The organism is Mesorhizobium sp. M7A.F.Ca.CA.001.08.2.1 (assembly GCF_003998455.1).
Lineage (GTDB): Bacteria > Pseudomonadota > Alphaproteobacteria > Rhizobiales > Rhizobiaceae > Mesorhizobium > Mesorhizobium ciceri.
Genome location: NZ_RZPW01000097.1, coordinates 1 through 12,266 on the forward strand (window position 1 = coordinate 1; position 12,266 = coordinate 12,266).

13 protein-coding genes are annotated in these 12,266 nt (G+C 60.4%); 3 read left to right on the forward strand and 10 right to left on the reverse strand.

The genetic code is table 11. The features are described 5' to 3' along the window. The 3 genes from EN914_RS08640 to EN914_RS08650 all read right to left on the reverse strand — a co-directional run. A partial coding sequence (locus tag EN914_RS08640; RefSeq protein ID WP_407067773.1) for an ABC transporter permease occupies positions 1-616 on the reverse strand: 616 nt, incomplete at its 3' end. Positions 617-777: 161 nt separating this feature from the next. After that, complete coding sequence (locus tag EN914_RS08645; RefSeq protein ID WP_164752878.1) at positions 778-1,977, reverse strand: substrate-binding domain-containing protein; 1,200 nt, start codon at positions 1,975-1,977, stop codon at positions 778-780. A 288-nt stretch (positions 1,978-2,265) separates the two neighbouring features. After that, positions 2,266-2,997 (reverse strand): GntR family transcriptional regulator, encoded by a 732-nt coding sequence (locus EN914_RS08650; RefSeq protein WP_050580511.1) that lies wholly within the window; start codon positions 2,995-2,997, stop codon positions 2,266-2,268. Positions 2,998-3,230: 233 nt separating this feature from the next. Between EN914_RS08650 and EN914_RS08655 the strand changes: the two genes are divergently transcribed. Then, on the forward strand, positions 3,231-3,635 hold the full coding sequence (locus tag EN914_RS08655; RefSeq protein WP_024504908.1) for a hypothetical protein: 405 nt from the start codon (positions 3,231-3,233) through the stop codon (positions 3,633-3,635). Positions 3,636-3,645: 10 nt separating this feature from the next. Beyond that, positions 3,646-4,515, forward strand: a complete 870-nt coding sequence (locus EN914_RS08660) for an alpha/beta fold hydrolase (protein ID WP_024504907.1) — start codon at positions 3,646-3,648, stop codon at positions 4,513-4,515. A gap of 72 nt (positions 4,516-4,587) precedes the next feature. Here the strand turns inward: EN914_RS08660 and EN914_RS08665 are convergent, their stop codons facing one another. From EN914_RS08665 to EN914_RS08695, 7 genes are all read right to left on the reverse strand, one after another. Then, on the reverse strand, positions 4,588-5,355 hold the full coding sequence (locus EN914_RS08665; protein ID WP_236382678.1) for a carbohydrate ABC transporter permease: 768 nt from the start codon (positions 5,353-5,355) through the stop codon (positions 4,588-4,590). Positions 5,356-5,417: 62 nt separating this feature from the next. Further along, positions 5,418-6,338 carry a carbohydrate ABC transporter permease gene (locus EN914_RS08670; RefSeq protein WP_024504905.1) on the reverse strand — a complete coding sequence of 307 codons (921 nt, stop codon included), beginning with the start codon at positions 6,336-6,338 and terminating at the stop codon, positions 5,418-5,420. After that, positions 6,331-7,746: a sugar ABC transporter substrate-binding protein gene (locus EN914_RS08675; protein ID WP_245265390.1), complete on the reverse strand. Its 1,416-nt coding sequence runs from the start codon at positions 7,744-7,746 to the stop codon at positions 6,331-6,333. The genes EN914_RS08670 and EN914_RS08675 overlap by 8 nt, the downstream gene beginning before the upstream one ends. 11 nt (positions 7,747-7,757) lie before the next feature. Beyond that, the gene (locus EN914_RS08680) at positions 7,758-8,579 is read right to left on the reverse strand and encodes a helix-turn-helix domain-containing protein (protein WP_024504903.1); all 822 of its coding nucleotides are present in this window, start codon (positions 8,577-8,579) and stop codon (positions 7,758-7,760) included. Further along, positions 8,573-9,058 (reverse strand): Zn-ribbon domain-containing OB-fold protein, encoded by a 486-nt coding sequence (locus EN914_RS08685; protein ID WP_196815414.1) that lies wholly within the window; start codon positions 9,056-9,058, stop codon positions 8,573-8,575. The genes EN914_RS08680 and EN914_RS08685 overlap by 7 nt, the downstream gene beginning before the upstream one ends. Beyond that, positions 9,025-10,155 (reverse strand): thiolase family protein, encoded by a 1,131-nt coding sequence (locus EN914_RS08690; protein ID WP_032899524.1) that lies wholly within the window; start codon positions 10,153-10,155, stop codon positions 9,025-9,027. Before EN914_RS08690 ends, EN914_RS08685 begins: the two co-directional genes overlap by 34 nt. A gap of 60 nt (positions 10,156-10,215) precedes the next feature. Continuing rightward, on the reverse strand, positions 10,216-10,923 hold the full coding sequence (locus EN914_RS08695) for an SMP-30/gluconolactonase/LRE family protein (protein WP_407067774.1): 708 nt from the start codon (positions 10,921-10,923) through the stop codon (positions 10,216-10,218). Positions 10,924-11,200: 277 nt separating this feature from the next. On the opposite strand from EN914_RS08695, the gene EN914_RS08700 reads away from it, so the two are divergent. After that, positions 11,201-12,266 (forward strand): CoA transferase (locus tag EN914_RS08700; protein ID WP_206527191.1); only part of this gene is annotated, 1,066 nt, incomplete at its 3' end.

Genomic DNA, 12,266 nt, shown 5'->3' on the forward strand with positions numbered 1-12,266 from the left:
CGTAGACACTCATCCAGACGAGCAGCATCGGCACGCCGGCCAGTTCGGCGGCGCGAGGATTTGCCCCTGCGGCGAACATCCAGCGGCCGAGCTTGGTCTTGCGCTCGAGGAATAGGATGCCGCCGGCGATGAGCAGCCAGATCACCACGGAGCCGGGCAGCGGGATGGGACCGGTCTTGCCGATAACCGAAACCATGTTGACGAGCCAATCAGGCACAAAGCCCGAAACCTCGCCATGCGTCCCTGCCCAGATGGCGCCAAGGATGATCGAGCCACTCGCCAGCGTCACCACGAGCGGGTTGAGCTGCAGGTATCGGGATGCAAAGCCGTTTGCCAGACCGATCAGCGTCGCCAGCGCTAGAATGAACACGGCCGCAGCAAAAGCGGAATAGCCGGCGCCGTAAAGCAGCGCGAACAGCACGTTAGACAAGCCGATCACAGCCGGGATCGAAAGGTCGAAGCCGCCGATGACGATCGTCAGGGTCTGGCCGACCGAGGCGATGCCAAGCAGACTGGAAAGCAGCAGAAGCGACAGCAGGCTTATGACGCTGGCATAGCCGGGAATGAAGACGTTTATGACAAAGAAAAGGATGAAGGCGAGGAGAAACGGGGCCAAAGGCCCGGCCACTCGTTGGATGGTCTTGAGGGACAAGTCGGTCAAAGTGCGACTACCATTCATACCAGACGGGTGTGATCCTTTGAAAAGCAATGCCGCGCACGATGCGCAACTCCCTTATGGGTGCCCGCGCTGAACGCGAGCACCCATCGTGGTGCATTTCACTGCGGCTGGGCGTTGGTCGAGACGATCTCAACCTTGGCTCTCGGCTCGCCGCCGGTGAAGAACTGCTCGAAATACGAGTCCGGCACGAGGTGCAGGTCCTTGCCGTTGGCGAAGCAGGTGCTTTGCACGGTCATGGAAGCGTCGTAGTAGTCATTGAAGTTCTCCGCCGTGATGCTGGGCAGCGGCATGAAGATGGTGTTCACCTTCGGTTTTTGCCCGGCCATCATGTGCAGTGCAGGAATGAAGGCGGAATAGGCCATCGGACCGCCATCCTGGACAAAGGTGTTGGCGGTGAGGTTCTTTTCCTTCCAGTAAGCAAGCAGGCTGCAAAGGTTGGTGACTTCGGTGATGATCGGAAGCGCACGGCCCGATTGCTCGAACGCTTGGCCCACGCCAACGCCCATATTGCCTGTCGAGAACACAGCGTGCACAGGCTCAGGATGCGTCGCCAGGAACTTCAGCACCTCGGTTTTGGCCACCGACCCGGTCCACATGCCAAACAGGCTGCCGGCGACCTTAATGTCGGGAAACGCCTCGACGGCCTTCCGGAAACCTGTCTCCTGAGCGACCGTGTTCGCGGTCCCGGGCTGTCCGTTCATGATGAGGGCGGTACCTTTGCCGCCCAATTGCTTGGCGATCCACTCACCTTCGTACTGACCGCGATAGTAGGGATTGGTCGCTACGTTCAGCGCTTCCGGGCAGGTGACCGTCGAGTCGATGGTTACGAAAAGGATGCCCTTGTCGAAAGCCTCCTTGATGCCCGCGCAAAGGCCGGTCGCAGACCCCGGATAGCTCATGATCAGGTCACAGCCCTGCGCGATCTGCGCCTTCAGCTGCGTGAGCTCGAGGTTGATGTCGCCGTTAGAGTTCGTGACGTTGAGTTCGGGTTCAGCGAGGCCTTGATCGGCCAATTGCTTGGTCAGCGCCTTCAGCTCCGCCACAAGGTTGGCGCGCCACGAATTCCCAAGATAGGAATCATTGTGGCAAATCTTCCATGGCGGCGCATGGGGCTTCCAGTTAGCGAACGGATCGGCGACTATATTGGTCGCATACCAGTAGCCGCCGTAGTATTTCTGCGCCTCCTTCGGCACGGCGGCCAGCGCGGCTGCCTGCTCCTCGGCCGTCGGATCGGCCGCGTGACTAGCCGCCAGCCCGACCAACGAAAATGCTGCCGTGCAGGCCGCCACGGTGATCACGCGGGCGAACCGTACGGCTCTGTTCTTCCAGGTAAGCATGCTCTCCTCCCCTTTTTATCATGAGGTTCCCAAACCGCCGGAAGGACGAATCTAACCCTCGCCATGAGGGGTCGCTCATAGCAAACGTTAAAGACCCTCCCTGCTGGCCTGTTTGGAAGAACCCCTGCGATGGTTATAGGAGACACTGACAATTCAGCCGAAGTCGTCGTTGGCTATGCGGCCATCGCCCCAGACGATGTCCATGGGCGCGCTCCGCAGTTGGGACTGTCACTAGGTGAGGCGACTTCCTCAGGGCAAGACGGGCATCTTGTAGTTTGCCAGGAACTCCGACCAGCCTGTATTGATGTGCACTTCCATCGCACCCGTAGCGCCCTCAACATCGCCCCGCTCCAGAGCGGCCAGAAGCGTCACGTGTTCATCGAAAACGCGCGACTGCCTGCCCGGCATCTGGCTCAGCAAGTCGAGCGGATATTTGGCCCAGAGTATGCGCACGAAATCGAGCGTCTGCGCCTGGCCTGCCAGTTCGTATAGCCGGAAGTGGAAGCGAAAATTCTTCTCCTGGCAGGCGGCGCGGTCGCCAGCCCTGGCGGCCATGAGAAGATCGTGGTTGATGGCTTTGAGAACGTACAGATCGTTCGGCGACATGCGCCGCGCAGCTTCCGCGGTCAGGCGCGTTTCAAGCAACTGTCGTAACTGGTAGAGTTCCTCGGCACCTTCGATCAGGAAGGGTGCGACGATCGCGCCGCGATGGGCACTCACCGCCACATAGCCCTGGGCTTCCAGCAGCCGCAGCGCCTCGCGCACCGGCGTGATCGAGACGCCGAGCATCTTGGCGATCTCGGCCTGCTTCAGCTTCTGTCCACGCGCGAGGACACCGACGATGATCTTTTCGCGCAGCACTTCAGCAATCTGATACTCAGCCGTCGTCCGTGATTTCAAAGACCAGTCGCCGCTGTCGTCGGCGAGACTGCGCTTGCTGATCTGTTGCTGCAATGCGTCGAGCGGCTGGTGGTCGGTCATTCCTCATTTCCGAAGCCGACACTCGAAACTGCTGGTCGACCTACATCAGGATTTCCATGTTCGTCCCGTTCCCGCAACCACAATCGAGCGGTTCAGCGTTCGACGGGCATCAGAATATTGATTTCTTCAGCCGGACTCTTGAGATCGGTTGATTTCGGCCTCTTGGCGAGTTGGGATCACGGTGGATTTTTTCCCATCGCGCACCCTAACGGAAGCATGGAGGAGTATCGTCAGTGAGCGACAAGGACCAGTTGGTCATTCCCGTCAAAGCCGTCCGCGATGGCGTCAATAAGGACCCGGAGTTTGCGATTGCCGCCCGCTTCTGGAACGCCCGCATCCGCTTCTACAGCAACGAGGCGGACGAGTATTTCATGGAGATCCGGGATGGCCGCGTCGTGGACTTCCAGCAAGGAAGCGACGGCTACAAGTCGTCGACCATCTATGTCGGCGGGCCGCGGGAAACCTGGCGCGACATCCTGAAGCCGGCGCCGGCGCGCTTCTGCAACGACTTCTTCCCGGCGGCGATCCATCGCGGCATGCGGCTCGGCGGCGATCTGTCGTCGCTCTATGCATATTACAGCGCCTTGCAGCGAATCCTCGCCGTGATGCGCCAGGAGATCAACGGCGTGAAGGCTTGAGGGACGGATGATGGCAAAGTTTGCAAAGATGGAATGCGGCTATCTGTATCTGACCCTGGATGACACCGAGTACCGTATATACCTCGAACAGGCTGGCACCGGCATCCCGGTGCTGCTGCAGCACACGGCAGGCACCGATGCGCGCCAATGGCGGCACCTTCTCGAGGATGAGGAACTCACCCGGTATTTCCGTTTCATCGCGTGGGACTTGCCCTACCATGGCAAGTCGCTGCCTCCCCTCACCCACCGCTATTGGGAGACTGGCTACAAGCTCAAGATGGACTGGTTCCTGCGCTACGTGCTCGAGTTGTCAAAGGCGCTCGAGCTCGACAGACCCGTCTTCATGGGCTGCTCGATGGGTGGGCTGCTGGCGACCGATCTGGCGCTTTACCATCCCGAGCATTTTCGCGCCGCGATCGCGCTTGAGCCTCTTATCAAGAGCCCCGAGCCTGGCACGCTGACAGACTGGTACTGGCACCCAACGACATCCAACGACACACGCGCCGCCTTGCAACACACACAGTGTTCGCCGAGCAGCCCGGAGGTCTACCGCCGCGAGACGATCTGGATGTACAGCCAGGGGGCGCCGTCGGTCTTCCCGGGCGACCTGCACTATTATGTCGAGGAGCATGATCTCACGGATACGGCCAAGGATATCGACACGGCGAAGATCGACCTCTATTTGCTGAATGCCGATTACGACTGGTCGGCGACGGTCGAGGAAGGGCGTCAGCTTGCGTCGATGATACCCGGCTCGAAATGGGTGCATATGCGCGACATGGGCCACTTCCCCATGGCCGAGAACCCGGCGAAGTTCCGGGAGTATATCGTGCCAATCCTCGATGAGATCAGGGCGAAGTCAGCAAAGCGCACCGGCTGATACCGCCCCGGGAGGCCAGCGAAAAACGCAGGAAGCAAAATCGTCGACGCTTTTTCCAACCTGGGTCCTGGTTTACTTGACGCTGCCCGCCGTCAGCCCGCCGATCAGCCACCGCTGCGCGAACAGCCCGATCAGATAGACCGGTATAATGCCGGTGAGAGACGCTACCGCCATCTGGCCGAAATTTATCAATCGCTCGCCCTGGAAAAGAGCTATCGCCACCGGCAGCGTTCGGCTGCCTTCGTCATTGCTGAAGGCGGAGGCGAGCAGGAACTCATCATAGGCGAGGATGCCACAAATCAAACCCGTTGCCACGAGGCCTGGCGCCATGACTGGGCCGACGAGGCGAAAGATGATCGTGAAATACCCAGCACCGTCGATCTTTGCCGCTTCGTCGATTTCCACGGGCACCCGTCGCAGGAAGCCTGACAACAGCCAAAAGGCCACCGGCAGGTTGGCTATCCCGTTGACCAGGATAAGGCCAGACAGGCTGTTGAGCAGACCAAGCCGACGCAGAAGCAGAAAAAGCGGAATGAGCGCGACCACCGGCGGCGCCACGTAGGTCGCCAACGTGAAGGCCGGAAGGAAGCGCCCGCCGACCTTCAACCGCACCATGGCGTACGTGGCTGGAAAGGCGACGGCGAGCGTCAGCAGGCTGCTACAAACCGCGACCAGCAGCGAGTTCGCCAGCAGGCGAAACAGTGGGATGATCTGGAAGGTGTTGATCCAGTTCGCCAGTGTCGGTGCCTGCGGCAGGAAATACCCGGTAAGCACCTGGTCTGGCGTCTTGAAGGAAACCGAGACGAGATACGCAATCGGCAACACAAAGAAGCCGACCATGACCGCGGCACACCCTGTTGCGACCCGGCCCCGGGACTTCCCCCCAGCTTGACTGGAATGGCTCATCCCGACCTCGTTTCGCTGCGTTTGTGAAGCCAGGTGATAGGCAGGGTGACAATACTGACGAGGATGGCGAACACCAGCGTTTGGGCTGCGGCCAGACCGACATCGAACTCCTGCATGGCAGTGCGCCATATGCGGAAGGTGGTGACGGTGGTGCTGAATCCCGGCCCGCCGAATGTCAGACCATAGACGAGGTCGAAGAGCTTGAACGCGATCACGACGCGCAACAGCAAGATGGCAAGCAGCGTCGGCATCAGCATCGGAAGCGTGATCTGCCAGAAGATCGTTCGCGGCGACGCGCCGTCGACACTTGCCGCCTCGAACACCTCGTCTGGCAAGGTCTGGAGCGCCGCATAAGCGAGGATCGCCACGAACGGCGTCCACTGCCAGGTATCGGCGACAGCGACCGAAAGGAAGGCTGCGGGCATGGTGCCGAGGAATGAGACCGGCTGGTCTATGATGCCGGTGCGCAACAGCACGCCGTTGAGCAGGCCGCCGGCGGGCGCAAGGATCAATTTCCAGGCCACGGCCACCATCATGGGCGGCGTCATCAGCGGCAACAGGATAAGGCTGCGCACCCACCTCGCCTGCTTCAGACTTGAATGCAGCATCATCGCGATCGCCAAGCCCAGTGCGAGCTGGATCAATGCGACGGGAATTGCGAAAATCGTCGTCCTCAACAGGGCCGCCTGAAAGTCGCCATCGCGCTGAATGGCGGCAAAGTTGGTCAGAACCGGCCAATGCTGGAACTGCCGCCCCAGCGAGCTCTTCGACAGCGACAACGCAAGCACGTCGAGAAACGGATAGATGGCAAAGGCGGAGAGGCCGAGCAGCAGCGGCGCGACCAGAAGGAACCCTGCCAATCGCGAGCCGCTTACCGTCGCTCCGGCCGATGTGGAAACCGGGTTGCCTCTATCCATTCAGCATTGCAACCCAAGCCGCCTGGGCATCTTTCATAGCCTGCTCGGGGGTCTTGGTCAGAGCGAGAACCAATGCAAGTTCGTCAGCCAGGCCTTGCAGCATCTTGGACGCCAGTGCCCCGGTAGGCCAGGCAAGCGCGCCATTTAGTGCCTGGGCGCCAGCAGCCTGAACCTTCGGCGCCGCCGCCTTGTACTGGCTGCTGTCGAGAACCGACGTGAAGATCGGATCGATGCCACTGCCGGGAGTCAGTGTCAGCTTGAGGTTCATTTCCTTGCTGCAGGCAAACTTGACCAGTTCCCAAGCGGCGTCCGGCTGCTTCGAGCCGGCCGAGATCGCCAGGCCGAAACCGGCGTCGAGCGAGCCGCGATGCTGTTTGTTGGCGCCGCCAATCGGCATCTGCACCACGGTCCACTTGTCAACAATCTGCGACATTGCCGGATCCTGTGCGTTGACCCCGAGATCGGTCCAGAACTCGATCATGGCCGCCTTACCGGAGAGGAAGGCCGGCAATCCTTGCTCGAACCCGGTTTCCAGCGGCGTCGGCAGAGCATACGGAGCAACGTTAAGCATGGCCTGGACGGCCGCGATGCTGACTTCCGAATCGAGCAACGGCTTGCCGCTGGCATCGAAGAAATCGCCACCCAGACCAGCCAGCCGGTTGGTGTAGCTGCAGCCTATCATGAAAGGGTTTTTCACACCGAGCAGCGCGGTGCCGAAGATGCCGTTCGCTGTCTCGGCCTCCGTGATGACCTTCGCCGTCGCCAGATATTCGTCCCAAGTCGTGGGCGGCTTCAGGCCGCTCCGTTCCAGGATCTCGGTGTTGACGAACAGCAAGTGCGAATCGCCGTCATATGGCACCCCCCAGCGCTTTCCCTTGTACAGTGTGTAGGGATCGTAGATGGACGGCAGGAAGTCCGCAGCGGCATAATCCTTGGCAATGCGGTCGGTAACGTCGACGACCGTGCCGTCTTCGGCGAGCGCGCCGAGCAGACAGTACCAGTAGTCGATGACGTCGTAGACGTTGGATCCGGACTGGACGTCGAGGGTCGCCTTTTGCTGGATCTGGTCGTTGGGAACCGGCAGTACGTTGACCTTCGCGCCGGTCGCCTTGCCGAACTCGTCTGCAACTATGCGTCCACCGGTGACGTGCGGCTGGATCACCATAAGATTGAGTTCGATACCCTTGAAATCGGGCGCGCTCCATGCCTGCCGCGGCATCAGAGCGGCTGCCCCCAGCATCGCTGACGTGCCGAGCAATTGCCGTCGTGTCAGCGACATTTGCTGCATGAGTTCCATCAAGTTACTGCTCTTCATTGCGCATTCCTCCACCAGCCTGCTTCTTAGTCGTTTTAGAAAGAGCCGCCTGGTAGCTCCTATTCCGCCCCGGCGTACGCATGTGGCGGTCAAGCACTTCGCCCTCACGCACCCCAGGCTTCTGCAGCGAAGTCACGAAGCAGCGCGGCGAACCTCGACCGACCGTCCGCGTGCCCGGAAACGGCAACGCCAATGCCGATCGCAGCAGGCGCTCCAAATCGCGCGGGCAACTGGATTGCGATGACGAGGTCGTCCTGGGCACTCAGATCGCGACAAACCGCGAAGCGATCGACGCGGTGCATTCGCAGCTCGTTGACAAGATCCTCCACATTGACCGCATGTGCAGCATCGCCGACGGCGTTCCCGTGCCGGAGAATGCCACGTACGTCATTCTCGTTCTCTGCTAGAAGCAGCATCCTGCCCAGGGCGTCCCTGCCAATCGGCAACTTCATGCCGGGACTCAGGCGATTCGTCCTTGGCTCGGCCGACGGCCAGGAGACATGCACATATTGAACGTGCACCCCATTGCGGACGCCAAGCCGGACATTTGCATTGGCCTCGATGCTCAACGCATCCAACGCCTGCAGCAGGCCGCTGCCCTGGAGAAACGTGTCGTGGACCCAGTTGCTCAACAGCACGGAGCGGACGCTCGGTAGGTATTTCCGCGTCTTGCGATCGCGCGCTATGAAACCTGCACCGCTCATGGCCTGTAGCAGCACGGACGAACTTGACTGGGGGATTTCGAGCGCGCAGGCGATTTCCGAGACCGACAGCGGGCGGCGGAGAGCAGCAAAGAGTTCAATGATTTCGAGCGGGCGCGTCGCCGATCTCAGGATGCTGCGGTTTGGCCGGGCTGGCAGGCGGCCGGCGTGATGACGATCGCATCCGGCCGCGCTCACTTCGGCGTCAGCTGCTTCGTTCAGCATCCCGGTTCGTCCAGAGAAAATTTCGGTAATGCGATGCCATCGGCGATGCGGTCGAACACCACATGGACGCGCGCACCAATCCTGAGGTTCGCCTGCCCGCCGACCAAATTGCTGACGACCAGCGGGCCTTCGTCAAGCCGCACCAGACATGTACGGTAGGGCAAGTCTGCCTTAAAGCCGTCCCAATAGGCGCGATGGAAATCCGCCCAGGACTGCAGCGTGCCTTTTCCGCTCGCCGGTTTCCAGGTCTGGCGGTCATTCAGGCACCGAGGGCATACCGGCGCTTCGGGAACATGAGCGTCGCCGCACGCATCGCAGGTCTGCAGCGCGTAAATTGACTTGAGCGCATAGTCCCAGAACGGCCTGTTCAAGGGCGTAATCTTGGGCAACGGCTTTGCCTCTACGGATTTCTCGGAAGCGGAAGCGCCATACGCCATGTCAGCCGTCACGCCCGCGTATAAACGATCGTGCGCGTGCATGGTGTTGCTTGCACGTACGTCACGACTTCACAGTCCTCAACCTGCCGATCGCCGCATTCGCCACGCAGTTGGCGCACCGCCTCGACGTTGAGGGCCCAGCCCTGCATATACGAATTGGACAGATGGCCGCCGTCCGTGTTGGTCGGCAGCCGGCCGCCAAGTTTCAACGCTCCGCCCTCGACGAACCGGCCGCCTTCGCCGCGCGGGCAGAAGCCAAGGCCTTCGAGGCTGAACAGCACGGTCGGACTGAAATTGTCGTAACACATCAATGCATCGACATCGGCGGGCTCGACGCCGGCCATGGCGAACGCCTCATCGCCCGATGCCGAGACCTGATCGTGCCAGAAGTCGATGTGAAAATTCTCTATGGACGAGTTTCGATAGGCCTCGCGCCCCGAAAATCCGCTGATCCGAACCGGCGGCTTGGCGAGATCAGCGGCCCGCTCGCTTGTCGTGAGGATCAGGCAGACGGCGCCATCGTTGATCAGGCAATAATCGAATAGGCGCAGCGGGGCGACGATCGGACGGGAACTCTCATGGTCGTCGATAGTCATTGCCTCCTTCATCACCGCGCCGGGATTGAGTTGCGCATGGCTGCGGAAGGCCACGGAAACTTCAGCGAGTTGCCGCGTCGTCGTACCGTAAAGCTCCATGTGGCGACGGAACATCATGGCGTGGGCGCCGCCGGGCGAGGTGAACCCCCAAGGGTCCCAATGGCCCGGCATTTCACCTCCGCCGTAGAAGACGCGGCGAGATCGGCCGATGTTGGCGTAAAGCAGCGCGACATATTTCGCCTGGCCGCTCGTCAAGGCGATCGTTGCCTCGATGAGGCCGATGCCCGACATGCGACCATGCCCCGGTAGGGTGATCGTCCAACGCGGATCAAGTCCCAGGACTTCGCCCATCCGGTAGTAGCTCGGAATACGACATGTAAGCAGGCCGTCGACCGCGCCCTTGTCCAGTCCGCAATCTGCAACCGCGTTGCGAAACGCCTCAGCCGCCAGGCCATACTCGTCCATGTCGGGAAAGTTGCCGTACGCCGTCGTGCCGACGCCCACCACCGATACTTTATCTCGAAGCCCAGAAAAGCCTTGCATCGTCCCTCCGTAATGGATGATGCATTTTATTTTATTTTGGTCAAGAGGTTCGGAACCATTTCAGAGGCCGCGTGTCCCGACATAAATCGAGTAAAGAGACGAGGCAGCGGCTATATTGCGCTTGGGCCGCCAAACGTCAGGTTTGTGACGGGTTTCCGGGACCGCAATCTTACCGATGCAGTGAACACCATCAGCCGCCCTTGTCCAGATATTGCCATCGAGGTCCACGCGGAACCCGTCAGGCACCCCGGCATCGATCACGGCGAATGTCCGGCGGTTGCCAAGCCCACCATCGGCCGCTACGTCAAAAGCTAGGATCTCATGTGTGCCACCCAGGCGTGTGCGTCTCGCCTGAGTCGGCAACGAAAGGATTTTCTCGGTGGGCGAGAAGGCCAGACCATTGGGCTTGTCCAGTTTGTCCGTGGCGATCGCCAGCTTGCCATCGAGGGGATCAAGGCGGAAAACGCAGCGGCGCCCGAGCTCGCTGGAGGCGCGGTTTCCTGTGTAATCGCTGAGAATTCCATAATCCGGGTCGGTAAACCAGATCGAATCACCCGAGCGTACGACGATGTCGTTTGGCGAGTTGAGCTGCTTTCCATCGTAGCTATCGGCGAGAACGGTCTGCCTCCCGTCAAGTTCGGTTGGGACGACGCGACGATTGCCGCTCTCGCAGGTGAGCAGACGCCCTTGGCGGTCCCGGGTATTGCCATTGGCGTTGCCGGACGGATGGCGAAAGACGACCGGTGGCTGCCCTTTGGCGACAGTAATATTTGCTCTGCCGGAACGTCGCTAAGAAGGAGAATCTCGAGATCCGCAAAACAGACCGGACCCTCCGCCCACATCATACCGGTGTGAAGACGCTCCAATGGCGCATTGGCCACGACATAGCGCCGGAAGCCTTAAAATTTCAGGATCGAAATTTCTTCTGCACTTTTTCCACCACCCGAGGTGAATTGGTTTGACCCCCGCAATTTCTAATTGACAGGCGCCGCTTCTCAATGCCTAATTTTATATAATGCATTATCTTGCCGAGCAAACTCCATAAATGTGGTTGCTCAACATCAACGCTGAGACGGTCCAAACACCCTTCATGACAGCTGCAAGAGTTGAACCCCGGTCGACCGCTCTGGCGTCCGACACCGCCCCCGGAATGCTGTCTGGCCTTCGAGTGATCGAGGTGGCGGACGAGACGGCGGAGTATTGCGGCCTGCTGCTTGCAGGACTCGGCGCCGAGGTGATCAAGATCGAACCAGCAGGCGGCAGCCCGACGAGGCGCATCGCCCCGTTCTGTTCTGAGGAGCCCGACCCCGAAAAGTCGCTCTATTTCTGGGCATACAACCGCGGCAAGAAATCCGCCGTCGCCGATCTGGATACCGCAGGCGGTCGCGAGATGTTGGTCCAGCTCCTGGGTACTGCCGACATCCTGCTGGATGCTAGCTGCGGCATGTTGAATGAACAGCTTGGGCTGACCCGCGAAGCCTTGGCGGCGCGGTACCCCTCGCTCGTCATCGCCCGCATGACGCCTTTCGGCGATGACGGCCCTTGGAGTACCTTCAAGGGGTCGGACCTGGTTCATCTGGCGCTCGGCGGCGTCATGATGAATTGCGGCTACGATCCGGATCCATCGGAACTGTACGACCTACCGCCTATCGCACCGCAAATCTGGCATGCCTACCATATTGCCGGTGAGCAACTCATGATTGGCATTCTTGCCGCTCTGATCGAGCGGACCACCTCGGGTCTCGGTCAGGATATCTCCTGTGCCATCCATGAGGCGGTGGCCAAGAGCACCGAGATCGATCTGATGTCATGGGTGATGCGCCGAGCGCCGCTCCATCGTCTGACATGCCGTCATGCCCTGGAGGCAGTGTCGCGTGTCCCCAACATCAGTCACACCAAAGATGGTCGCTGGTACATGACCTGGGGTGTTGGCGCCCGTGACAAGGCCAATCTCGTGCCGTTCCTCGAGCGTTTCGACATGGCTGCGGACCTCGAGGCGCCCACAGCCGATGCGGACTTTAACGCACGCAGCGTCCCGGGCTCGTCGAAGATGGACGACGCCACCTCGCACACGCTGGAAGTGGTTCAGCGTTTCGTCCGCGCCCACACAT